The following is a 21,112-nucleotide window of genomic DNA, read 5'->3' as shown; positions in this document are numbered from 1 at the left end:
AGTTCATTGTACGTCTGGCCCCCCGCCAGCGCGGGGAGCACAACCAACAGAGAATTACAGTCCTTTTTTCGCCAGCTCTTCTTTGAAGTTGTCGCGGGTGATCAGTACAACATCCGTCACCGCTGTAAATTTCGCAGGTTCAACGCCTTTGGTTACCCAGTTGTACAGCAGCTCACTGGTTTTATAACCGTGTACGTCCGGGCTTGGCAGCAGAGAACCAAAGAAGCCAGTGGCCTGCGCTTTCGACAGTTCGCTTACCGCATCAACACCGTTAATACCGATACCAATCACATCGGCTGCTTTAAAGCCCTGCCCTTCTGTTGCGCGCACACCGCCAAGAACGGTGTTATCGTTCATCCCCAGCACCAGCCAGTGTTTGACTTCCGGGTGTTGAACTAACAGGGAGTTACCGGCATCGAATGCGCCCGGGATATCGTTAGATTTGGTGGGAACCTGGTAGATCTGTTTTTCCGGGAAACCGGCTTTTTTCAGCGCATCCATGGAACCGGTCGTGCGGCGGCGAGCAGTATCCAGCTCATTGGCGGTAATAGCCATAACTGCGGTATCTTTCACGTTCCAGCCGCGTTTTTGCATCTCTTTATAGAGTTCCTGACCCTGGCGGGCGCCAATTTCACTCGCCGCCATCATCACCAACGGAACACTGGTCATCGGTTCGCCTTTGGCGTTCACGAACTGGTCATCCACGGCGATGACTTTCATATCGTATCCGCGCGCTTTCGCGACAATTGCCGAGCCCAGTTTCGGGTCCGGAGTACAGATAACAAACCCTTTCGCACCGCTGGCTGCGAGGCTATCGATAGCGTTCAGCGTTTTTTCGCCGTCCGGCACCGCAATTTTAATCACTTCAAAGCCTAAATCTTTACCTGCCTTATCAGCGAATTTCCATTCTGTCTGGAACCAGGGTTCTTCCGGTTGTTTCACCAGAAAACCCAGCTTCATTGTTTCAGCGATAGCGGATTGTGACATAACGGCAGCCAGACCGATGGCCGCCAACGCTTTAGTGAATTTGTGCATGGTAAACTCCAGCTTCAGCTTTCTTTTATGTAGGGAAAATTAAAAATCGGCATATTTAAAAGTTCATAAAACAAGGCATTAGAGTCCATGTATCCCTGGACCTCTGTGCTGGAAATAGTTTTAGCGGGAAATTGATTCTCCATAGGAGAGCGCCATCACACCGCTGAATTACAGTAATTCCGTACATAAATTCAGCGATATTGCACATAAAAACGGAGGTTTTTGTCGGACAAATCGAAAGGGTAAAAGCAGAATTATCCATAAGGTCAGCCAGCTTATCCTTGTGCCCGAATGCAGGTCTCATCCGGGCGGAAAAATTACCAGCTATAGTAGATATGATCGGCGTGATCTCGCGCCGGCGTTTCGTCCCCCCGTAAACGGGCAGCGACGGTGAAAGCAAAATCGAAAGCCAGCCCTAACCCTTTTCCGCTGATCAGGTTGCCATCTTCCACAACCGGTGCATCGACGTACACCCCATCCGCCACGGTTTCATACAGATCGCCTGAGCACACATAGCGGCGACCTTTCAGTAAACCATTGCCGCCAAGCACGCGGGCGGCGGCCGAGCAGATCGGGCAAATCAGTTTGCCTGCCGCATCATGGCGCTCAACAAAAAGCACCACCTCTTTACTGGCGGCAAGGTTCACACTGCCCTGCGGGCCGCCAGGCAATACCACAGCGTCGTAAAGCGCGTCCATACGTTCAGTAAGTGTGCTGTCTGCGACCATGGGAATCGCGTGATAACTGACAACCGCACGGGATCCTGCACAGGCCAGAGTTTCCACCTCAATATTCAGGCGGCGTAAAATATCAATGGTAATAATCGCTTCCGCTTCTTCAAAACCGGGCGCCAACAACACCGCCACTTTTTTCATCTCTGACTCCTCACGTTGAAGGTTAGTTAACCAAACGGAGGGTATTGTTGATCAAAACGATGTTTCAAAATCCTCGTTTCGTCACAACCCAGGCAGTCAGCACGTATGATGGCGATATTGTTGGGTGATGAATCAGTGGGCTTCGCCTTGCGGGGTGAACTTCAGCTCAATCAATGCAATGGCTTTCTGGATTGCGCGGCGCGTAACCGGGTCGGCAGCGGCGGCATTATTGGAAAAATCAATATTTTTTAGCTGGTTAGACATTTTTTCACGCACTTCAACCGGCGCGATAACGTCAATGACATCAAGGATTTGTTTGATCACTAACTGGCAGGCTACAACGTCCGATACCAGCTCCTGGTCAACCGAGAGATTTTGCGACATAGGAAGCTCCTTTTATAAAGGGCGTCATAGTACCGGGAATTGCCGGGTAAAAGTAGTTTTGCTGGTCAGGCGTAGCGGATTGCGGGCATAAAAAAACCTGCTTCAGCAGGTTTTTTTATCATCAGAACATAGCGCCTGGCGGTACGTCTTTGAAGGTTTTGCAATAGGTTTCGAACATGTGCTTCAGAATTTTACGCAGTTTCATTTGTTGCTCCGGCGATTTGTTATGCAGGTGTTACGTCTCTATGCGTACATAATATGACCTTCATCACAGAAATCAAGCTATATGTGATAGAAATCACGTTTCAAAAAACACATATGCAGTAGCTTTGTTAAAAATTCAATTATAAATCCTGCAGTTAGGATGCTAAAAACTTCTTTGGCATTATCAAATATTTTTGCAAATGGCAGACACATAAATGACTGAAAGCACCCTTTCGCGGAAGACAGGAGGTCTTTCTCCCGCTGCGCTACTGGTAGCCGGCGCTTTCTTTATGGAGTTTATCGACGGCACGGTGATAGCCACCGCGCTGCCGGATATGGCAAAAACCTTCGGCGTGGAAGCGGTGGCGCTGAATATTGGTATTAGCGCGTATCTGATAACCCTTGCCGTTCTGATCCCGGCCAGCGGCTGGATTGCAGACCGCTTTGGCGCACGCAATGTGTTCTCGCTGGCGTTATTGATTTTCACCGTTGCATCGGTGCTGTGCGGGTTGTCTACCAGCGTCGATATGTTTGTGTCAATGCGTATCTTACAGGGCATTGGCGGCGCGCTGATGGTGCCCGTTGGCCGGCTTGCCGTACTGCGCACTACGCCAAAACATCAATTAATTACGGCCATCGCCACGCTGACCTGGCCCGCACTGGTCGCACCGATCATTGGCCCGCCGTTAGGGGGGTTTATTACTCACTATGCAGACTGGCGCTGGATCTTCTTTATTAATGTGCCGCTGGGCGTACTGGCCATTGCGCTGGCGCTGCGTATTATCCCCAATATTCGCGAAGAGGAGCGTCGTCCGTTCGATCTGCCAGGCTTTATCGCCACGGCGATCGCAATGGTGAGCCTGGTCTATGCCATGGAAGCCTTAGGCTCCGAGCATCCTCAGGGCATGTTAACGCTGGGTCTGCTGGCACTGGGTGCGGTGACGCTTGCCTTCACATTGCGTCATTTCCGGCGCGCCCAATGGCCAATGATTCGTCTGGATGCGATGGCGGTCGCCACGTTTCGGGTAACGATGTATGGCGGCTCGCTGTTCCGCGCCTCCATCAGTGCGGTACCGTTCTTGTTACCACTGCTGTTCCAGGTAGGGTTTGGAATGGATCCTTTTCACGCCGGGTTGCTGGTGCTGGCGGTCTTTGCCGGGAATCTCAGTATCAAACCCGCCACAACGCCGCTTATCCGCTGGCTGGGCTTTAAGAAGCTGCTGCTGATCAATGGTGGGTTGAATGTGCTGGGGCTACTGGCTTGTGCATTACTAACGTCGCATACGCCTGTATGGCTGACCTTTGTGATCCTCTATCTCGGCGGCGTTTTCCGTTCCGTACAGTTTACCGGCGTCAGCACGCTGGCCTTTGCGGATGTGCCCGCATCGCAGATGAGTTATGCCAACACGCTGTTCAGCACCGCCACACAACTGGCCGTAGGGTTAGGCATTACACTTGGCGCGATTGGCATTCGCATTGGAGAGTACGTCAGCCAGTGGTTGCATATTACGGCGGTTGAAGGGATCAGTTTTCGACTGGCGTTCGTCTTTATCGCACTGATTTGCCTGGTCGGGATGGTGGACACGCTACGGCTGACAAAAAATGCAGGCAGCGCGGTATCGCAGAAAAAAGCAGCGTAAAACAGGCCGCAATGGTGCATTGCGGCCTGCTGATTATCAGGCGAGAACTTCGCGAACGAACGCTTCGATCTCTTTGCTCTGGCAGTTTTCAAAGAAGCACTGCTGGAAGCGTTCACCCGAAACGGCGGTTTTCACCAGTTCACGGTCAATCGCGCGCAGGGTATCAAGATAATTCTCTTTGACCACAGCGGCTTTAACCTGATTCAGAATACCAGCGTTACGTACCTGCGGCTCTTTACGCTCTGGCGGATAGCCTTCACCTTTACGGCCAGTGAACGCTTTTTCAAAGATAAAGCGCACATTGAGTTCTGCTCCCCAGCCAAAGCCTTTGGCGAATGGCAGCGCCAGCGCGTTACCGTTGTTGATCTGCGCGAACAGGAACGCATCCGCCGGGTCGATACAGTAGCCGCACACCACACCAGGATGAATATTCAGCGACATCAGCGCACCCTGCCCGGTACCGCAGCCGGTCACCACAAAATCAACCGCTTTAGAATTAAGCAGAATGCTGGCCATAATCCCCAGATGGATGTAGGTCAGATGATGGTCATTTTCGTCACTCATGCCCACGTTGAATACCGGGAAGTCCTTCTCATCAGCAACGGTTTTCAGCTCTTTGAGAATGATGGCGTTCTTCGCCGCCTGGCTGTTTTCCATCATCAGTGCAATTTTCATTTTTGATCTCCTGTAAGCATGCTTCAGATAGCAAAGGTTGAGTAAACCTTACTACCTGGCAAACATACTTTCAAATTTAATGAAAAATGGTTTTAAAAAGCAAAATGCCGCTCACAGTTTTGCCGTCCCGTAGAGGTCACCTGCAAACGGATCGCATATCCGTTTCCATGAATAGCGGCAGTTCCGCTGGCTATTCCACCGATTGCCTCCAAATCAACACGATAAGATGAGATCATGCCAAAATGAATCAGGGCGATTTTATGAAAACAATTGCTTTAGTTGCCTCACTGGTACTGCTCAGTGGCTGTACCATCACCAAAGAGGCGAAAATCAGTGAAGTGGATACCACCAGTGGGCTGGTGCGTCTGAGCTTTGACCAGCAGATGATGCAGAATGCGACCTATGATCAAGACAACGCGCAAAGGACGGCGAATAAACAGTGCCAGCAGATGGGGTACGCCACCGCCTTCTTTTATGGCAAACCGGTAGAAACCTGTAGCCTGATCAGCGGTTCTGCCTGCATGAACAAAACAGTGACGCTGCAATACCAGTGTCGCGGCATGGCTTTTAATCACACAACGCCCACCTGGTAATTTCCTGAGCCAGCGACACTACGCTGGCTTTTTCTTTTATTAATAATCAAAACAATTCTCATTTATTTATTACTGCCCCGCAATGCGTGTTATTCTCATTCTCTTTTTTAAGAGATGTATTTTTTATTTTACCTTTTGCAAATAATTAAATAACAAATTATAGTGGCCGCTCTTATATCAATGATTTATTTCCTGGAGCGCACCATGTTAAAAGCAGAGATGATTGAAAAATTAAATGAACAAATGAATCTGGAACTGTTTTCTTCCCTGCTCTATCAACAAATGAGCGCATGGTGCAGCTTCCACAGTTTTGAAGGCGCGGCCGCATTTCTGCGCCGTCATGCACAAGAAGAAATGACCCACATGCAGCGCCTGTTCGACTACCTGACGGATACCGGAAGTCTCCCGCGTATTAACGCTATTGAATCACCGGTGGCAGACTATGCTTCGCTGGATGTCCTGTTCCACGCGACATATCAACACGAGCAACTGATCACGCAAAAAATTAACGAACTGGCCCACGTCGCGATGACCTCGCAGGATTACCCAACCTTTAATTTCCTGCAATGGTACGTGGCGGAGCAGCACGAAGAAGAGAAACTGTTTAAATCGGTGATCGATAAATTATCGCTGGTTGGTAAAAGCGGTGAAGGTCTTTATTTCGTCGATAAAGAGCTGGCAACTCTCGACGCGCAGAACTAATAAAATGGGCGGTAAGGTATCCCTTTACCGCCCGCTTTATTAATGGTTGCAGATTTTACTTTTGTGAGTGGAAAACCCATCGTCAACGGGAACAAATTTTCCTTTGGATGCAAGAAACGCAACCAGTTCCACCGCTGTCATTCCCTCGGCTGAGCACGTGTGAAAACGCGTATCCGCGCCAAAGCGGGTGATAATTGCCGCCGCCAGACTCTCATTTGAATAGTGCTCGCCCGATGCAATCATCATATTCAGTACTTCGTGACCGTGAACCGATGCCATAAATCCTCCTCGCAAAAGATGCATCATAAACACAACATTAGGGACGAATGTTGCGCTAAAACAGGTTTACATGCATCCGGCGCAGCTGGTGCATCGCCAGTCCTGCTTATTAACCGCCTGATAAAAATAACGGTAATTTTCCGTTTCCAGCGCGATGCCATGGTCATAAAACAGATCGGTTAGCCAGTCGACATTTTCAATAATCCACGCGTCTTCTTCCAGTCCCTGCGCAAATGTCTCATCATCGGGATCGATAATGGAATAGATGGCCCACGTGCCCATATCTTTCTCTCGCCGCGATTCCGGCAATTCGACCGGCTTGTCCATCCAGCGAATGATCCAGTGCCCATGGCAAAGTAAATTTCCGTTGCGCGACCACGTTGCCGTGAAGGGATTGACGCTCTGCATCCGCTTCCTCTTTTTTTTGATAATTTATCATTATTTTTTAAAGTACTGCGAATTGTCGCGCAAACCTATTCCCCTGATGAAGTAGTCAAACACCCTGATTCCACCAGGCAAATGACCGAAAACCGCATGCGTAAACAAATAATTACACCTATTGTAACGGTCGTTTGACGAAATCACTGAATTCCCTTACTCTGCGCGGCATATTGAATTGGCAGTGCGTTTTATTGCAGAGGAAAGCGTGAAAAATCGGACACTTGGGAGTGTTTTTATCGTTGCCGGCACCACCATTGGCGCAGGAATGTTAGCAATGCCGCTGGCGGCAGCGGGAGTGGGGTTTGCCACTACGTTGGTTTTGCTGTTTACGCTGTGGGGAGTGATGTGTTACACCGCGCTGCTGTTGCTGGAAGTTTACCAGCACGTTCCGGCGGATACCGGGCTTGGATCACTGGCGCGGCGCTATCTGGGTCGCTACGGGCAGTGGGTTACCGGCTTCAGCATGATGTTTTTGATGTATGCCCTTACGGCGGCGTATATTAGCGGCGCGGGTGAATTACTGGCCTCCAGCCTTAATCAATGGTTCGATTTGCAGCTCTCTCCTGTCGCTGGCGTATTGATGTTCACCGTTATTGCCGGAGGCGTGGTTTGCATTGGCACCTCGCTGGTCGATCTGTTTAACCGTTTTCTGTTCAGCGCGAAGATCATTTTCCTGGTGGTCATGCTGGCGTTGTTGATGCCGCATGTGCATCAGGCCAATTTGTTAACCCTGCCGCTGGAAAAAGGTCTGGCATTGTCCGCTATGCCGGTGATTTTCACTTCGTTTGGTTTTCACGGCAGCGTGCCCAGTATCGTCAGTTATATGGGCGGCAATATTCGAAAACTGCGCGGGATCTTCATTACAGGCAGCGCCATTCCGCTGGTTGCTTACATCTTTTGGCAACTTGCCACGCTCGGCAGCATTGATTCGTCTACCTTTCTCGGGCTGCTGGCCAGCCAGGCAGGTTTGAACGGTCTGTTGCAGGCGTTACGCGAGGTTGTCGCCTCTCCCCATGTGGAGTTGGCGGTGCATCTGTTTGCTGATCTGGCGCTGGCAACATCGTTCCTTGGGGTCTCACTGGGATTGTTCGACTACCTCGCCGATCTTTTCCAGCGTCGCAATAATGCTGTCGGTCGCCTGCAAACCGGCCTGATCACCTTCCTGCCACCGCTGGCATTTGCTCTGTTTTATCCCCGCGGGTTTGTAATGGCGCTGGGCTATGCTGGCGTAGCGCTCTCTGTGCTTGCGCTGTTGCTGCCATCAATGCTGGCGTGGCAAAGCCGTAAACATCATCCGCAGGGAGAATATCGCGTGCTGGGCGGTAGACCCGCGCTGTGCCTGATTTTTGCCGCGGGTATCGCCATTATTGCCATCCAGTTTTCCATCGTTGCCGGACTACTGCCGGAAGTAGGCTGACGGGGTGAATAATAAAACGCGCGAGCATATTATGGCTCGCGCGTTTTTTATTCCTGAACAAAAATAAAGTCCGCAAGTGAAGCTGGTTTTATTAAAAAATTAAACTTTAACGTTCACAACACTACCGACAACATTTCCACTGGAATTTACAGAAGGGGAACTCGCTTTACTTATTGATTTTGCTGCATCGTCAGAGTCATGGTCGTTATCCGGAAGGGCTTTCGACTCGCGTTTTTCACTCGCACTATTTGCCTGGTAGTGTGTGTTTGCCAAATTGCTTCCAATAGAGTTAACAGACATTCTTAGTTCCTCAGTTAGACCGTGTGCTCATGCACACATAGAGTCTATCGACATAATAAACAGTAATGTTAGCCAATCCATTGTTTCAAAAGATTTCCACAAAAAAAACCAACAAAAACATAAGGCAGCAAAAAAATATTAATCTATTTTTTCTCAACGTTAATAAAACTTAATGTTGAACCCAGCCGAACATTAATTTATCTTAATTTTCAACATTAACTTATCTTAATAAAGAACACCCTCACAGTGATGAAACGAGGGTACTCTTTTCTCTAGCCTAACCCCGCAATAAATTACACAGGCCATGTGTGTAGAAACCAGAGTTGACTGGTTGTCATGAACGAAAAGCCGAAGATAGTCTGGACTGCCTCCACACCGGTTAGACGGTCTTGCCTTAAGCCTGGACTGAGTACGTTACAGCGAGCTTTGGTTATAGCTTTAACCATTCTACCGGTGTATGCGCTCACGGCAATATGACTCAGTCCGGTCGTATTTGGCTAATTAAGACCTGCTGTTGATGAAAAATGAGAAGGAATTTAAAAATTCGCTTCTATTTATGAGGCACAATAACAGCCCCTAATAATCCGCATCAACTTAACATCAGCGGGATTACATTAATTAGATAGCCATCTACCAATAATTAAATCGCAACCCGTCGACTTATTTCAACGACCTGATCGTTAGGTAACTGATAGTAATTAATCACATGAGTACAATTGCGCATCATAAAAGAAAAACTATTCCGCTGCCATGCAGCCATACCGCATTCATTGTCACGCCCGACTATTGTCTCGTGGCCAACATAATAGGTCACATCATCAGGACCAAACTGTCCGTTCGTGCTTTCAAGGTATTTGACTAATTCAGGAATATGGGGACGTTCCATAAAACCGTACAGAGCAATGATCCGCCAGTAATCAGACCTTAGCTCAGTGACAACCAAACGTTGTTCAGGATCTACGACTGGCACATTAAGAGTGTCAATGGTTAATGCCAGCACTTTATTTTGTAATGCACGATTCCGGGCAACATGCCAACGCATTACTGGCGGAGCTTCATTTCGGGTACGCGTTAAAAAAACCGCGGTACCAGGGACTCGAGGAATCCCCTTTTCCCGAATTTTTACAAAAAACTCATCAATACTCATTCCTTTTTCACTAATGGCCTGCACTGTTGCTTTCACTCCCCTATTCCAGACAAACATAACTGTACAAATAAAGGCAGCAAGAAGTAGAGGGATATACCCACCGTCAATCACTTTTATTGTATTTGCCAGAAGAAAACTGGTATCAAGCATGAGAAAAATTGCAGCTATCGAAACACTACAGATGAAATTCCAGTGCCATATTCGCCGCATTGCTATATAGAGCAGATAAGAGGTCATCAACATGGTTAGTGATACAGCAATACCATATGCTGCAGCCAGGTTATCAGAAGACTTAAAGAATAAAGCAAGGCCAACGGTTACTACCATTAATAACCAGTTTATTGTACCAATGTATATTTGGCCGTAATTATCAGCAGCGGTTTGTTTAATCCGCAAACGAGGCAACCATCCTAGTTGTATTGTCAGTCGGGTCATAGAAAATGCCCCGGTAATAATTGCCTGACTGGCAATTATTGTTGCAATTGTTGCCAAAATAACCAACGGAATCTGCATTGCAGATGGACACAAACGGAAAAAAATATTCTGGGTTATATCTGCACCAGACAGGATTAGTGCTGACTGTCCGGCATAGTTAAGCAGCAGACTAGGAAACACCAGCACAAACCATGCTATCCATATAGGTTTTTTACCAAAATGCCCCATATCTGCATAGAGTGCTTCAGCCCCCGTGACACAAAGAAAAACACCCCCCAGGACCACAAAGCTGGCAAAACCATTCGAGAATAAAAAATCGATGGCATAGTAAGGATTGACAGCCAATAACACTTCAGGGTTTTGAGTGATCCCCAGTATTCCAAGTCCTGCAATGGATAAAAACCACAACGCCATAATGGGCCCAAAAACTTTACCAATCTTAGCCGTACCAAAAGGCTGAATAGCAAAAAGGGAAATCAGGATGATAACTGTCGCTGGCAGAATGAAAGGTTGCGCTTCTGGAAGCACAATATTCAGACCTTCAAGCGCTGAAAGTACAGAGATAGCAGGAGTAATCGCTCCATCGCCATAGATTAGCGCAGCCCCCAATAAAGCAGAGAAAATGACCCATCGACTGCCTTTCCCCTTGCTTACTAATAGTGACATCAGGGCCATAATGCCGCCTTCACCATTATTATCAATACGCATAGCAAAAGCGGCATATTTAACAGAGGTAACCAGGATCATTGACCAGATAATCAGCGACAGTAAGCCTAAAATTACAGATGGTGTTGGGTTGTTTCCCGATAACCATAAAACTGTTTTTAATGTATAAAGTGGACTTGTTCCAATATCACCAAAAACCACACCAAGAGCACTACCAGCCAGTATGACTGAACCAGGAGACTGATGGCGGGTGTCCTGGCTAGCCGCTAATGTTAGCTTATCCATCACAATAGGTCCTTTACTCACTCTGCTATTGCTGTTTCTGTAGCTTTAATGTAATTAATATTCCAGATAATGCCATCTTATTTTTTTAACGACCTTTGATTCTGAGAACTGGCTGAGTTTCCACGGATAGCCAGGAATTCAACAAGTACTGAAGCCAAACACATGCGTAACCAACGAAATTGATTCCGCTAATTATATGCGGCGTGGCTGATCTGTCCCCCTGAAACACTGCATGCATACACATGGATTTGCATTAGGGCGCAAATAAATACCGCTTTGCCTGTCAGGAACCAGCGCAGAACGGGTTATTCAACCTTTCGCAGATCGCCAGCAGTTTGTTTTAGCGCTCTTCGCCGGACGTAAGCGCCTTTCCATACATCTCATACCAGCGATCAATAAGCTCCGACAGATAAGGGCCAGAACCGCTGCCAATCCCATCAATGGATATCCGGTTCATTAACCGGCGCTCAAAAGAGAGCGCCTCACCTTTTGTGTGGCGAACTGTTTACCTGTGCAACTTCCAGTTGCGCCATATGGGTAACATTCGCAGAACCATTTGCCTGAAAAAGTTTGCGAACGGTCATTCAGGCAAAGCTCTTCCATTGCTCTTCACTAATAATTTTCAACTTAGTGCCTTTCTCATCACGATAAGATACTGCCTTCTCAATCTTTCTTCCGTAGGACTGGAAGCGCCAGTCCCTCGCGCAGAGCGTGCCAATTACCAGATAATCAATTTTTTGTGTAACAGTGGCGCTAATTTTTGCACCTGATGCACGGAACTCATCTTCGCAAACACTTCGTTTACCATGCAAAAATTCCCCCGTAAGACACACCGTAGCACCATCAAGCTCTAGCGAATCAATAGCATCAAGAGGTAATGTTGTTGCAAGACCATCAACGACACCTTCTTCAATATTGCTGCCAGTAAAATCTATCAATGCAGATTTTAAGGTGTTGCGCTCTTCGTCGGTGATAACCCCATCATCAAGAATCTGCTTAACTACTGCGTAAAGTTCTTTACCTGGGTAGTTGTTTTTCAATGCCGCATTTTTTGATAGGAACCAGTTAAGATAGCGAATTTCACTATCATTAAGTTCCTGATTGGCAATCATTCCCTTGCATAAACCTTCCAGTAAGTGCTTATCCGCTTCTTCAGAGAAGAGATCTATATTAGGAATGTCCAACAAGTCTTTTTGAATAGAAATTAAATCCGCTTTCAGAAACTCCAATTCATGCTTTTCTATTACCCCATCAGCAAGGATATCGGAAAGCCTGCGCTTGATTGTTTTGACGCAATAGTTACTGCTGATAGCCTCAGCCTCAAGCAGCCAGGTATCAAGGTAGAGCACCTCCTTACTATCGAGAGTACCGTCACTTAATAGGCCATCAATGATACTTATCATATTGGCAAATAATTTGCTTCTGTTTCTAACATAACTAAATGTGCTGTATTCCGTCATAACGCATCACCTCTTGGTGAGTGATATATTATTACTCTCTAAAAAAAGAGAGCACCCATAACCATTCCTACAATAAAAACGACGATAATTTCCTTGGGATAACATTTCAGCCAGGTTGAGATATCTGAGCGATTTTTTCTGATTTATTAGCAGGTTTCGTTTGATTTTCTTCGTCCAGCGATGACAACATCGTTTGAAGCTGCGGGCACGTAAGATCATTAAACCTTCCGGTACCAAAATTGATATGGCAAAAACGTGCGTCAAACCGTTCCATCTGGGTATTATTTTCGTTAAAGTCGCAACCCGCGTTGCGGTTTTGGCTTCCAGTAGAATTTACCGTCATATAAAGTATCCTTACTTTTTGTTTTCGTTGTAACCCTTACTCGCTACACGTTTCCCATGTCCGGTGACATTTATTGCCGTATCTGACGCCAAATTTCCGGCATTGAGTGCAGCAAGAGCCTCAGTCTTAACAGCAACTGGAGCGAAACGAAATTGATTGATTAGCTGTTGTTCATCCTCGCTTAGCACTTCAGCAGACCGCACGTCTGTAACAACAAACTGAACATCGACAGCAAGATTTGATACTGCGAAAGATAAGATGCATCTGGATAACGCACACCTTTCTCGTAGTTCAGTTGCGCCAATTTTTTTACGCCACCACGTCGTCAAAGGATAACTGAGTTAATCCAGGGCGCACGTTCCTCTTTTAGACACGCATCGATACTCTCTTGCATGCAAAAAACCTTGTCAGTCATTCATGCGAACACCTGGATGTAATTCACGACCACTTAGCAGATCACAAGATACTACTATGACACAAGTTAACTACACCAGCAGGTCTCGCCCCCTAAAATTCAGTGGCCAGACCCTTTGCCTCGGCAACTCAATCCTGAAGAACGACACATCATTGAAGAGATGATGAATCGCCACGGATAACCCGGACACTTTCGAAAACAAGTGGGTGGAACATTGGAAGCAACCGTAAAAAACTAATTTGGTATAATCCGTTCTCTTATTTGAGGCCGCTTAATCCGGGTTTTAAACACATTCCCATCGATGAAAATTACCGCATTGTTGGAAAAGTTGTACAAATCACCCAAAACTAATAACGGTGCCAATCCATTGGCCCCGGTCGAGCAAACTTATAGCAATTTATTCTTGTACTGCTTTTTCTGCTGCTACTTTGATTTCGCCACAAAGCTCTTCCTGTTTTGCAGGACAAAGATGCGACGCGTAATTCTGGATTTTATCGAGATCGTTGGTATTAAGTGTTGAGTCAATGTGTCGAAGAACATATTTCTTCAGTGCGGGATTTTTACTGATCTGAATCCCTAAATCAGGCAAGGTATTCCAATGATCTGCCAAAAGTCGCGCAACCGATTCTGAAATATCTTCCGGAATGTCACCATCATCACAATGGCCAAATTTAACCCGGTTTTGGTATATCCATCCCAGGCAGCGTCCTACCGCAGGTGCTCTTCTGTGTTGTTGTGGAGAGACTAACCAACTGAGTCTTCCACCATAATAAGGTTAAGACCAATGGATAAAGAACGTTTGACCAATATCCCCGACTTCTCCGGGAAACGCGACAGCGGCGTGTTCGAAACCAAAGTGGCAGCAGCACTTAATGAGGTTGCCTCAAGCGTGTTTAACAGCGACAACAATGGCATCGCAGACGCGCGATATAACCGCAAGGTTACAATAGTTCCGGTGGTCGGAGGGCAGTAATGCCCTCTACAAATGGCGAAGCTGGGTGGCGAAAGGCAAATTACAGGCACAAAAAAACCACCTTTCGGTGGTTTAACGACACTGCTTATTGCTTTGATTATTCTGATGTTTCCCAATGGTACCCGGAGCGGGACTTGAACCCGCACAGCGCGAACGCCGAGGGATTTTAAATCCCTTGTGTCTACCGATTCCACCATCCGGGCTTCGGGAAGAAATTGGAGGCGCGTTCCGGAGTCGAACCGGACTAGACGGATTTGCAATCCGCTACATAACCGCTTTGCTAACGCGCCAGATTCTTCAGGCTTTTCAGCCTGCATCCGCTAATAAAGCCGATGCTTTAAATTGGAGCGGGAAACGAGACTCGAACTCGCGACCCCGACCTTGGCAAGGTCGTGCTCTACCAACTGAGCTATTCCCGCATTATCAAGTATTGTTCTAATCACTTGATTTTATTATCTTCTGACGAGCTACGCTGCCTTCCGATGCGTTGCATTCTACTTACCTGACGCACTGAGTCAACGATATTTTTCAAAAGGCAGATCGTTTGCTGAAAATTACGACGAAACGATCACTGTTCAAGCAAATCGCCGCGCGCTGCATTCAGGTATTGCAGCATTGACCACAGCGTCAGTACCGCCGCAACAAAGAACAACGCAACACCGGCATATTCCACCCACACATTGGGGCGCCACAGCAACCACACCAGCGCCACCATCTGCGATGTCGTTTTGACTTTCCCGATCCAGGAAACCGCCACGCGGCTGCGTTTCCCCATCTCCGCCATCCATTCGCGCAGCGCGGAAATAATGATTTCGCGGGCGATCATCGTGGCGGCCGGCAATGTCACCCACCAGCTATGATAGTGTTCGGCCACCAGCACCATGGCGATCGCCACCAGGACTTTATCGGCAACCGGATCGAGAAATGCACCAAAACGCGTGCTCTGGTTCCAGCGGCGCGCCAGAAAGCCATCAAACCAGTCAGTCACCGCGGCACAACAGAAAATCAGCGCGCACACAAACGGAGCCCACTGAAAAGGCAGATAAAACGCCAGCACGAAAAACGGGATCAGGATGACGCGAAAAAGGGTGAGCAACGTAGGAATATTGAATCGCATAGCGGCGTTAACTGTCTGTTGTCCGTGGATATTCGCTCTATGTTGCTACAGAGCCCTCAATGTTTCAACGAGTAGAAGATCTTTTCTGCCAGTCCCTGGGAGATGCCCGGCACTTTTGAGATTTCTTCAATACTGGCGTTAAGTAATCCTTGCAAGCCGCCCATATACTTCAACAACATCTGGCGGCGTTTTGGCCCCACACCTTCGATGGTCTCCAGCGTACTGGTATTCTTCACTTTCGCACGTTTTTTACGGTGACCGCTAATCGCATGATCGTGTGATTCATCGCGAATATGCTGGATAACATGCAACGCAGGAGAATCCGGCGGCAGACTGAAGCCCTCGCCTTCCGGTTCGAAGAACAGCGTCTCCAGCCCGGCTTTACGATCGGCGCCCTTCGCTACCCCTAACAGCAACGGTTTATGCTTGTCCCAGGGAACGTCCAGCTCGGCAAAAACCGTTTTCGCCTGCCCCAACTGCCCCTTGCCGCCATCGATTAAAATCACATCCGGGATTTTACTCTCCTCAATGGCCTTACCATAGCGGCGGCGCAGTACCTGGTTCATCGCTGCATAATCATCCCCCGGCGTGATCCCGGTAATATTATAGCGACGATACTCTGCACGCAGCGGGCCATTGGCATCAAATACCACGCAGGACGCAATCGTCTGTTCCCCCATGGTATGACTGATATCAAAACACTCCATACGTTTAACCGCTGGCAGCTCCAGTACGCTGGCCAGCGCAGCAAGACGTTGATGAACCGTGGACTGTTGCGAAAGTTTGGTGCTGAGCGCCGTAGCAGCGTTGGTGCGTGCCAGCTTGAGATAGCGGGCGCGGTCGCCGCGTGGTTTTGTCTGCACGTTGACGCGCCGCCCAGCTAGCTCCGACAGCGAGTCGCTGAGCAGCGTTTTATCGCTCAGGTTAAAATCCAGCAGGATCTCGCCAGGCAAGGTACGCATCTGGCTTCCCTGCAAATAGAACTGGCCGACAAAGGTTTCCACCACTTCTCCCAGCTCCGTACCACCAGGCACTTTCGGAAAGTAGCTGCGGCTACCCAGTACTTTCCCCTGTCGGATAAACAACACGTGAACGCAGGCCATACCGGCATCAAACGCGACGCCAATCACATCCAGATCGTCGCCCGTATTGGACACAAACTGTTTTTCTGTCACGCGGCGCACCGCCTGGATCTGATCGCGAATACGTGCGGCTTCTTCAAACGCCAGCGCCTTGCTGGCTTTTTCCATACGCGCGATAAGCTGCGTCAGCACCTGGTCGTCTTTGCCGGCCAGGAACATGCGCACGTAATCCACTTGTTGCGCATACTCCTCTTCACTCACTAACCCGGCAACGCAGGGCCCAAGGCAGCGGCCAATTTGATATTGCAGGCACGGGCGCGAACGGTTGCGATAAACGCTATTTTCACACTGACGCACCGGGAAAATTTTCTGTAATAGCGCCAGGGTTTCGCGCACCGCATAACCATTCGGGAAAGGGCCGAAATACTCCCCTTTAGCGTGTTTCGCCCCGCGATGCATCGCCAGGCGTGGGTGCGTATCCGCGCTGAGAAAAATAAAGGGATAGGATTTGTCATCACGCAGCAGCACGTTATAGCGGGGCTGGTACAACTTGATGTAGTTATGTTCCAGCAGCAGCGCTTCCGTTTCAGTGTGCGTAACGGTCACATCAATTTGCTGGATCTGCGCCACCAGCGCTTCGGTCTTGCGCGACGCAAGGTTGCTGCGAAAATAGCTGGAAAGCCGTTTTTTCAGGTCTTTCGCTTTACCCACATAGATAACGGTACCGCCGGTATCATACATGCGATAGACACCGGGTTTGCTGGTAACCGTTTTAAGAAATGCTTTCGAATCAAAAACTTCAGTCACTGACTTGTTAACGTCTCCGCATTGCACAAACCATGGCGAATGGCGAGGTGCGTCAATTCGACGTCACCGTGAATGTTCAATTTACTGAACATCCGGTAGCGATAGCTGTTCACCGTTTTCGGGCTCAGGTGCAACTGTTCCGAGATCTCGTTGACCTTCTGGCCCTTGGTGATCATCAGCATAATCTGCAATTCACGCTCAGACAACATGGAGAACGGCGAGTCCGTTTTTTCGGGTTCGATTTGGCTCAGCGCCATTTGCTGCGCGATATCGGAGGCGATATAACGCTGACCGGAATGTACAGAGCGGATAGCATTAACCACTTCCTGTGGTGCCGCGCCTTTACTGAGGTAGCCCGCTGCGCCAGCCTGCATCACTTTGGCAGGCAGAGGGTTTTCGGTGTGGACCGTGAGCATAATGACTTTGGTGTCGACATTGCCGCGCGCAATTTTGCGCGTGGCTTCAAGGCCGCCAATGCCGGGCATGTTCATATCCATCAATACAACATCGACGGAGTTGGCGCGACACCATTTGATGGCGTCCTCACCGCAACAGACCTCACCAGTGACTCTTATGCCCTTAATATCTTCGAGAATGCGTCGTATCCCTGCGCGCACCAGTTCATGGTCATCAACAAGTAGTACGTTGATCAAAGGAGTATCTCCGGAATAGGGATAACGCTGCTGAAAACTAATTCACCGTATATTAGCTTTTTTTTACCTAACAGTGAACGACTAAAAACAGTGGCGACCGGATTTCGCTCTCGTTTCTGGAAATTAGAGCGACAAAAAGCGGAAACTTTTCTTCCGGTCTCAAGCGCAGCGGGAAAAAATTTAAACACCAATTTTCATAAAGTTACCAAAAAATCGTTTTTCTGCTATCGATAATTATCCCGCAGGATTTGTAACAACAATTAACTCTGACTAAACCTGAAGTAAACATATATTTTCGGGCGACCCAAAAACTGTGTGTTTTTAATGCATCAGCAGTTTAATTTAATAAACCAGCCAGCGGCGATCAAAAAACAACCACTGCTATCTTTTGCTGACCTTATGGTATACTCCGCCGCTTTGACAGTGATCGTCGCGCAGTTGCGCGACAACGTAATGAGGAAAATAAATTGAGCACACCGGATTTTTCCACTGCTGATAATGCAAAGGAACTGGCACTGGAGGTTTCCTGCCTGAAATCATTGATGACACTGATGCTGCAGGCAATGGGTCAGGCTGACGCAGGCCGCGTCATTCTTAAAATGGAAAAACAAATCGACCAGTTGGAAGATGAAACGCAGGCTGCCGTGTTTTCCAGCACTGTTAAGCAGATTAAACAGGCTTATCGCCAGTAATAAAAACGGCTGCCCGGGTTACCAGGCAGCCGCTGATGTCTGACGCGCAGAATTCAAATCATCCCGGTCGCCGCCGCATAGCAGGCAATCTGCGTTTTATTCGGCGCATTGAATTTTTTCTGCATGTTTTTCTGATGGAAATTGACCGTATTTTCGGAAATAGACAAGATCATCGCGATTTCCGCTGATGTTTTCCCTTCCGCCGTCCACTTCAGTATTTCTCTTTCACGTTTACTGAATTTCATCTCGGGCGCCATCACCATCTCGTGCTCCAGACGGGAAAGCATTAACAAACTCATCTGCACCAGTGTTTGCAGGCGCATCTCAATTTCGTCCTCGTCCATCATTTTGCCAAACACATTATTACGCGAAACAGACAGAAAGCCCATGGCGTGATTCGGCAACATCAGGCATTGAGATATCCCTTTGCGCAAACCGTGATCGCGCGCGGCATCCCATAACGTCATCGCATCCTGAAAGAGTTTATCACTCCAGGGCAAATGCCCCTGGATGAAATTCTCGGCCTTCAGCACCGGGTCAATGGCGAAGTAATTCTCCGCCTGATAGTGCGACATCCACGCCTGAGGATACGTACTTTCAACGCTAATCTTTGGCCGGGTAAACGGCACCGGATGACGTACGCAAAGCGCAAAATAATCAAATTCCAGCTGCTGCGTCTGGCGCTGCAGCTCCGAATAAATCTCTTCCGCCGTTGTCATCTCCTGAAAACGTGACAAGATTTCACGTCTCCAGGTAAAAAAAGCTTTCTCCTGCATACCGACCGGTAATACCCCTGAGTTTTAATAATCATTATTTTGTATACAACAAACTAACACATAAAACTTAATTATGAATATAAAATATCGGGATATCTGGAAATAAATTGGATTTATTGACGAGTTTTACAACAACATCAGGAAGGAAAAACTGCCTGTTTTTTCAGGCGCAATGCGGGGCGGCATAAATATGCCCTTATAATCTGTATGCAATTAATCCAACGCGAGCAAATTTAACTTAAGTTAAATTAATGCAATTCAGTCAAATGCACTGGCGGAATCGCTCCTTATTACCGTAACAAAAATTTTTCCAGAAACTGGCGCGTACGCGGCTGCTGCGGTTCGCTAAATAGCGTTTTTGCCGCGCCCTCTTCAACAATGCGCCCCTGGTCCATAAATATGGCCCGGTCGGCCACGTCGCGGGCAAAACTCATCTCATGGGTGACGATCACCATAGTGCGTTTCTCCTGCGCCAGTTGGCGAATGGCGGTCAGGACCTCCCCTACCAGTTCAGGATCCAGCGCCGATGTAGGCTCATCAAACAGCAGCACATCCGGGCGCATCGCCAGCGCACGGGCAATCGCCACGCGCTGCTGTTGCCCACCGGATAACCGCCGGGGATAGCTCATCTCTTTACCGCTTAAGCCCACCTTTGCTAATAGCTCACGGGCGCGCGCGGTCGCTTCCTCTTTTGGCTCGCCTTTGACAATCACCGGCCCTTCAATGATGTTCTCCAGCACCGTACGGTGTGGAAACAGGTTGAAGTTCTGAAACACAAAACCCACATGCTGGCGTAACTGGCGTATCGCCGCCTTTTGCTGGCTGATGGCGCGGGCAGTATCGATGGTAATGTCCCCCACCCGGATCGTGCCGTTATCGGGTTGTTCCAGCAAATTGATACTGCGCAGTAAGGTCGTTTTACCGGAGCCGCTCGGCCCGATAATCACCACCACCTCCCCCTCCTGCACCTCAAGATTGATGCCGTGCAGCACCGTTTGACCATGAAACGTTTTCACCAGGTTTCTGATTTCGATCGTACTCATTTCGCCTCGCGCTCCGGCCGATTAAGCTGATGTTCGAAATAGTTTTGCAGCGTGGAAAGGAGCGTCGCCATCACCCAGTAGATCAGTGAGGCAGCAAGATACATCGTAAACACTTCCAGCGTACGGGAGGTGATCAGTTGCGCCTGACGAAACAGTTCCGGCACCTGAATGGTCGCCGCCAGCGAGGTGTCCTTCACCAGACTAATAAAACTGTTGCTCAGGGGTGGTAGCGCAACACGCGCGGCTTGAGGAAGAATTGCCCGGCGTAATGTCTGCCACCGCGTCATACCAATGCTGGCCGCTGCCTCCCACTGCCCTTTATCAATAGCAGAGATCGCCGCGCGCAGAGTCTCGGCGGCATAGGCAGCGGTGTTCAGCGAAAGCCCAATCATTGCCGAGGGAACCGGATCCAGTTCAATACCAAACTGCGGCAGACCATAGTAAATCATAAACAGCTGCGCAATAAGCGGCGTGCCACGAAAAACGGAGATATAGAAACGGGCGAGCCAGCGTACGGCTAACAGTGGCGACATACGCATTAACGCGAGCACAAATCCCAGCAGCAGCCCAAAGAACATCCCGCCGATGCTCAGTTGCAGTGTAAATACCGCCCCCTTTAGCAGATAGGGAGCGGAATCGATAACCAGTTGCAGACTCTCTTGCATTGTGCGCG

The 21,112-nt window shown here is 48.6% G+C and carries 25 protein-coding genes, 3 tRNA genes and 2 pseudogenes; 8 read left to right on the top strand and 22 right to left on the bottom strand.

Annotated elements, in window-relative coordinates; genetic code table 11:
* Window positions 1–54: 54 nt before the first annotated feature.
* The 4 genes from ACQ3G7_RS10490 to azuC all read right to left on the bottom strand — a co-directional run bounded on the left by ACQ3G7_RS10490 (window position 55) and on the right by azuC (window position 2,499).
* Window positions 55–1,035 (bottom strand): arabinose ABC transporter substrate-binding protein, encoded by a 981-nt coding sequence (locus ACQ3G7_RS10490; RefSeq protein ID WP_061494336.1) that lies wholly within the window; start codon window positions 1,033–1,035, stop codon window positions 55–57.
* A 317-nt stretch (window positions 1,036–1,352) separates the two neighbouring features.
* The gene (locus tag ACQ3G7_RS10485; protein WP_430889769.1) at window positions 1,353–1,910 is read right to left on the bottom strand and encodes a DJ-1 family glyoxalase III; all 558 of its coding nucleotides are present in this window, start codon (window positions 1,908–1,910) and stop codon (window positions 1,353–1,355) included.
* 132 nt (window positions 1,911–2,042) lie between these two features.
* Window positions 2,043–2,294, bottom strand: coding sequence for a DUF2766 family protein (locus tag ACQ3G7_RS10480; RefSeq protein ID WP_263100429.1), 252 nt, complete (start codon window positions 2,292–2,294; stop codon window positions 2,043–2,045).
* A 121-nt stretch (window positions 2,295–2,415) separates the two neighbouring features.
* Window positions 2,416–2,499 (bottom strand): stress response protein AzuC, encoded by an 84-nt coding sequence (gene azuC, locus ACQ3G7_RS10475; protein ID WP_017458329.1) that lies wholly within the window; start codon window positions 2,497–2,499, stop codon window positions 2,416–2,418.
* Between the two features lie 214 nt (window positions 2,500–2,713).
* Between azuC and ACQ3G7_RS10470 the strand changes: the two genes are divergently transcribed.
* Window positions 2,714–4,138 carry an MFS transporter gene (locus tag ACQ3G7_RS10470; protein WP_430889768.1) on the top strand — a complete coding sequence of 475 codons (1,425 nt, stop codon included), beginning with the start codon at window positions 2,714–2,716 and terminating at the stop codon, window positions 4,136–4,138.
* Window positions 4,139–4,174: 36 nt separating this feature from the next.
* Here ACQ3G7_RS10470 and ACQ3G7_RS10465 read toward each other — a convergent pair whose 3' ends face one another.
* Window positions 4,175–4,813 (bottom strand): RpiB/LacA/LacB family sugar-phosphate isomerase, encoded by a 639-nt coding sequence (locus ACQ3G7_RS10465; RefSeq protein WP_263100427.1) that lies wholly within the window; start codon window positions 4,811–4,813, stop codon window positions 4,175–4,177.
* Between the two features lie 260 nt (window positions 4,814–5,073).
* Here ACQ3G7_RS10465 and yecR point away from each other — a divergent pair, with 260 nt between their 5' ends.
* Both yecR and ftnA read left to right on the top strand, forming a co-directional pair.
* Window positions 5,074–5,406 carry a YecR family lipoprotein gene (gene yecR / locus ACQ3G7_RS10460; protein WP_263100426.1) on the top strand — a complete coding sequence of 111 codons (333 nt, stop codon included), beginning with the start codon at window positions 5,074–5,076 and terminating at the stop codon, window positions 5,404–5,406.
* A gap of 204 nt (window positions 5,407–5,610) precedes the next feature.
* Entirely contained in the window at window positions 5,611–6,108 is a 498-nt protein-coding gene (gene ftnA, locus ACQ3G7_RS10455; protein ID WP_263100425.1) for a non-heme ferritin, read from the top strand.
* A 39-nt stretch (window positions 6,109–6,147) separates the two neighbouring features.
* Here ftnA and ACQ3G7_RS10450 read toward each other — a convergent pair whose 3' ends face one another.
* Both ACQ3G7_RS10450 and ACQ3G7_RS10445 read right to left on the bottom strand, forming a co-directional pair.
* Window positions 6,148–6,387, bottom strand: a complete 240-nt coding sequence (locus ACQ3G7_RS10450) for a YecH family metal-binding protein (protein WP_430889767.1) — start codon at window positions 6,385–6,387, stop codon at window positions 6,148–6,150.
* Window positions 6,388–6,453: 66 nt separating this feature from the next.
* Window positions 6,454–6,795: a PM0253 family protein gene (locus ACQ3G7_RS10445; protein WP_430889766.1), complete on the bottom strand. Its 342-nt coding sequence runs from the start codon at window positions 6,793–6,795 to the stop codon at window positions 6,454–6,456.
* A 238-nt stretch (window positions 6,796–7,033) separates the two neighbouring features.
* On the opposite strand from ACQ3G7_RS10445, the gene tyrP reads away from it, so the two are divergent.
* A complete protein-coding gene (gene tyrP, locus ACQ3G7_RS10440; RefSeq protein ID WP_430889765.1) occupies window positions 7,034–8,245 on the top strand; it encodes a tyrosine transporter TyrP in 1,212 nt (403 codons plus the stop codon).
* Window positions 8,246–8,344: 99 nt separating this feature from the next.
* Here the strand turns inward: tyrP and ACQ3G7_RS10435 are convergent, their stop codons facing one another.
* From ACQ3G7_RS10435 to ACQ3G7_RS10415, 5 genes and pseudogenes are all read right to left on the bottom strand, one after another.
* Window positions 8,345–8,545, bottom strand: a complete 201-nt coding sequence (locus ACQ3G7_RS10435) for a hypothetical protein (protein ID WP_430889764.1) — start codon at window positions 8,543–8,545, stop codon at window positions 8,345–8,347.
* 640 nt (window positions 8,546–9,185) lie between these two features.
* Complete coding sequence (locus ACQ3G7_RS10430; RefSeq protein ID WP_430889763.1) at window positions 9,186–11,078, bottom strand: potassium transporter Kup; 1,893 nt, start codon at window positions 11,076–11,078, stop codon at window positions 9,186–9,188.
* A 343-nt stretch (window positions 11,079–11,421) separates the two neighbouring features.
* Window positions 11,422–11,662: pseudogene (locus ACQ3G7_RS10425) on the bottom strand (site-specific integrase); the annotation flags it as partial.
* Window positions 11,663–12,538, bottom strand: coding sequence for a BRCT domain-containing protein (locus ACQ3G7_RS10420; protein WP_430889762.1), 876 nt, complete (start codon window positions 12,536–12,538; stop codon window positions 11,663–11,665).
* Between the two features lie 106 nt (window positions 12,539–12,644).
* Window positions 12,645–12,881: a hypothetical protein gene (locus ACQ3G7_RS10415; protein WP_430889761.1), complete on the bottom strand. Its 237-nt coding sequence runs from the start codon at window positions 12,879–12,881 to the stop codon at window positions 12,645–12,647.
* Between the two features lie 643 nt (window positions 12,882–13,524).
* On the opposite strand from ACQ3G7_RS10415, the pseudogene ACQ3G7_RS10410 reads away from it, so the two are divergent.
* Window positions 13,525–13,647 (top strand): annotated as a pseudogene (locus ACQ3G7_RS10410) (LexA family transcriptional repressor); the annotation flags it as partial.
* Between the two features lie 46 nt (window positions 13,648–13,693).
* Here ACQ3G7_RS10410 and ACQ3G7_RS10405 read toward each other — a convergent pair.
* Window positions 13,694–13,906, bottom strand: a complete 213-nt coding sequence (locus tag ACQ3G7_RS10405; protein WP_430889760.1) for a hypothetical protein — start codon at window positions 13,904–13,906, stop codon at window positions 13,694–13,696.
* 174 nt (window positions 13,907–14,080) lie between these two features.
* On the opposite strand from ACQ3G7_RS10405, the gene ACQ3G7_RS10400 reads away from it, so the two are divergent.
* Complete coding sequence (locus ACQ3G7_RS10400) at window positions 14,081–14,269, top strand: hypothetical protein (RefSeq protein ID WP_430889759.1); 189 nt, start codon at window positions 14,081–14,083, stop codon at window positions 14,267–14,269.
* A 116-nt stretch (window positions 14,270–14,385) separates the two neighbouring features.
* Here the strand turns inward: ACQ3G7_RS10400 and ACQ3G7_RS10395 are convergent.
* The 6 genes from ACQ3G7_RS10395 to uvrY form a co-directional block, all read right to left on the bottom strand.
* A tRNA-Leu gene (locus ACQ3G7_RS10395) sits at window positions 14,386–14,472 on the bottom strand.
* A gap of 13 nt (window positions 14,473–14,485) precedes the next feature.
* Window positions 14,486–14,559: transfer RNA gene (locus ACQ3G7_RS10390), tRNA-Cys, on the bottom strand.
* A gap of 53 nt (window positions 14,560–14,612) precedes the next feature.
* Window positions 14,613–14,688 (bottom strand) — tRNA-Gly (locus ACQ3G7_RS10385).
* Between the two features lie 149 nt (window positions 14,689–14,837).
* Complete coding sequence (pgsA, locus tag ACQ3G7_RS10380; protein ID WP_263100419.1) at window positions 14,838–15,386, bottom strand: CDP-diacylglycerol--glycerol-3-phosphate 3-phosphatidyltransferase; 549 nt, start codon at window positions 15,384–15,386, stop codon at window positions 14,838–14,840.
* 56 nt (window positions 15,387–15,442) lie between these two features.
* A complete protein-coding gene (uvrC, locus tag ACQ3G7_RS10375) occupies window positions 15,443–17,275 on the bottom strand; it encodes an excinuclease ABC subunit UvrC (protein ID WP_430889758.1) in 1,833 nt (610 codons plus the stop codon).
* On the bottom strand, window positions 17,272–17,928 hold the full coding sequence (uvrY, locus tag ACQ3G7_RS10370; protein WP_430889757.1) for a UvrY/SirA/GacA family response regulator transcription factor: 657 nt from the start codon (window positions 17,926–17,928) through the stop codon (window positions 17,272–17,274). Before uvrY ends, uvrC begins: the two co-directional genes overlap by 4 nt.
* A gap of 324 nt (window positions 17,929–18,252) precedes the next feature.
* On the opposite strand from uvrY, the gene ACQ3G7_RS10365 reads away from it, so the two are divergent.
* Both ACQ3G7_RS10365 and ACQ3G7_RS10360 read left to right on the top strand, forming a co-directional pair.
* Window positions 18,253–18,399: a hypothetical protein gene (locus ACQ3G7_RS10365; RefSeq protein WP_430889756.1), complete on the top strand. Its 147-nt coding sequence runs from the start codon at window positions 18,253–18,255 to the stop codon at window positions 18,397–18,399.
* A complete protein-coding gene (locus tag ACQ3G7_RS10360; protein ID WP_263100416.1) occupies window positions 18,396–18,620 on the top strand; it encodes a DUF2594 family protein in 225 nt (74 codons plus the stop codon). The genes ACQ3G7_RS10365 and ACQ3G7_RS10360 overlap by 4 nt, the downstream gene beginning before the upstream one ends.
* A gap of 53 nt (window positions 18,621–18,673) precedes the next feature.
* On the opposite strand, the gene sdiA is transcribed toward ACQ3G7_RS10360, so the two are convergent.
* The 3 genes from sdiA to tcyL form a co-directional block, all read right to left on the bottom strand.
* A complete protein-coding gene (gene sdiA / locus ACQ3G7_RS10355) occupies window positions 18,674–19,396 on the bottom strand; it encodes a quorum-sensing transcriptional regulator SdiA (RefSeq protein WP_430889755.1) in 723 nt (240 codons plus the stop codon).
* A 290-nt stretch (window positions 19,397–19,686) separates the two neighbouring features.
* Complete coding sequence (gene tcyN, locus ACQ3G7_RS10350) at window positions 19,687–20,439, bottom strand: L-cystine ABC transporter ATP-binding protein TcyN (RefSeq protein WP_430889754.1); 753 nt, start codon at window positions 20,437–20,439, stop codon at window positions 19,687–19,689.
* Window positions 20,436–21,104 carry a cystine ABC transporter permease gene (tcyL, locus tag ACQ3G7_RS10345; protein ID WP_430889753.1) on the bottom strand — a complete coding sequence of 223 codons (669 nt, stop codon included), beginning with the start codon at window positions 21,102–21,104 and terminating at the stop codon, window positions 20,436–20,438. The genes tcyN and tcyL overlap by 4 nt, the downstream gene beginning before the upstream one ends.
* Window positions 21,105–21,112: the final 8 nt, after the last annotated feature.

This window comes from Kosakonia sp. N21 (assembly GCF_050587465.1).
GTDB lineage: Bacteria > Pseudomonadota > Gammaproteobacteria > Enterobacterales > Enterobacteriaceae.
Note: the sequence above shows the minus strand (reverse complement) of the source record. Positions and strands in the feature narration are given on the sequence as shown.

What these genes read in the sequence shown, in the direction of transcription:
- ACQ3G7_RS10430 (WP_430889763.1), bottom strand. Translation starts at nt 11,078, where the DNA reads ATGGATAAGCTAACATTAGCGGCTAGCCAGGACACCCGCCATCAGTCT.
- ACQ3G7_RS10435 (WP_430889764.1), bottom strand. Translation starts at nt 8,545, where the DNA reads ATGTCTGTTAACTCTATTGGAAGCAATTTGGCAAACACACACTACCAG.
- tcyN (WP_430889754.1), bottom strand. Translation starts at nt 20,439, where the DNA reads ATGAGTACGATCGAAATCAGAAACCTGGTGAAAACGTTTCATGGTCAA.
- yecR (WP_263100426.1), top strand. Translation starts at nt 5,074, where the DNA reads ATGAAAACAATTGCTTTAGTTGCCTCACTGGTACTGCTCAGTGGCTGT.
- tcyL (WP_430889753.1), bottom strand. Translation starts at nt 21,104, where the DNA reads ATGCAAGAGAGTCTGCAACTGGTTATCGATTCCGCTCCCTATCTGCTA.
- ACQ3G7_RS10485 (WP_430889769.1), bottom strand. Translation starts at nt 1,910, where the DNA reads ATGAAAAAAGTGGCGGTGTTGTTGGCGCCCGGTTTTGAAGAAGCGGAA.
- ACQ3G7_RS10450 (WP_430889767.1), bottom strand. Translation starts at nt 6,387, where the DNA reads ATGGCATCGGTTCACGGTCACGAAGTACTGAATATGATGATTGCATCG.
- ACQ3G7_RS10465 (WP_263100427.1), bottom strand. Translation starts at nt 4,813, where the DNA reads ATGAAAATTGCACTGATGATGGAAAACAGCCAGGCGGCGAAGAACGCC.
- ACQ3G7_RS10445 (WP_430889766.1), bottom strand. Translation starts at nt 6,795, where the DNA reads ATGCAGAGCGTCAATCCCTTCACGGCAACGTGGTCGCGCAACGGAAAT.
- ACQ3G7_RS10470 (WP_430889768.1), top strand. Translation starts at nt 2,714, where the DNA reads ATGACTGAAAGCACCCTTTCGCGGAAGACAGGAGGTCTTTCTCCCGCT.
- ACQ3G7_RS10490 (WP_061494336.1), bottom strand. Translation starts at nt 1,035, where the DNA reads ATGCACAAATTCACTAAAGCGTTGGCGGCCATCGGTCTGGCTGCCGTT.
- azuC (WP_017458329.1), bottom strand. Translation starts at nt 2,499, where the DNA reads ATGAAACTGCGTAAAATTCTGAAGCACATGTTCGAAACCTATTGCAAA.
- ACQ3G7_RS10365 (WP_430889756.1), top strand. Translation starts at nt 18,253, where the DNA reads ATGCATCAGCAGTTTAATTTAATAAACCAGCCAGCGGCGATCAAAAAA.
- ftnA (WP_263100425.1), top strand. Translation starts at nt 5,611, where the DNA reads ATGTTAAAAGCAGAGATGATTGAAAAATTAAATGAACAAATGAATCTG.
- sdiA (WP_430889755.1), bottom strand. Translation starts at nt 19,396, where the DNA reads ATGCAGGAGAAAGCTTTTTTTACCTGGAGACGTGAAATCTTGTCACGT.
- ACQ3G7_RS10480 (WP_263100429.1), bottom strand. Translation starts at nt 2,294, where the DNA reads ATGTCGCAAAATCTCTCGGTTGACCAGGAGCTGGTATCGGACGTTGTA.
- ACQ3G7_RS10400 (WP_430889759.1), top strand. Translation starts at nt 14,081, where the DNA reads ATGGATAAAGAACGTTTGACCAATATCCCCGACTTCTCCGGGAAACGC.
- pgsA (WP_263100419.1), bottom strand. Translation starts at nt 15,386, where the DNA reads ATGCGATTCAATATTCCTACGTTGCTCACCCTTTTTCGCGTCATCCTG.
- ACQ3G7_RS10415 (WP_430889761.1), bottom strand. Translation starts at nt 12,881, where the DNA reads ATGACGGTAAATTCTACTGGAAGCCAAAACCGCAACGCGGGTTGCGAC.
- ACQ3G7_RS10420 (WP_430889762.1), bottom strand. Translation starts at nt 12,538, where the DNA reads ATGACGGAATACAGCACATTTAGTTATGTTAGAAACAGAAGCAAATTA.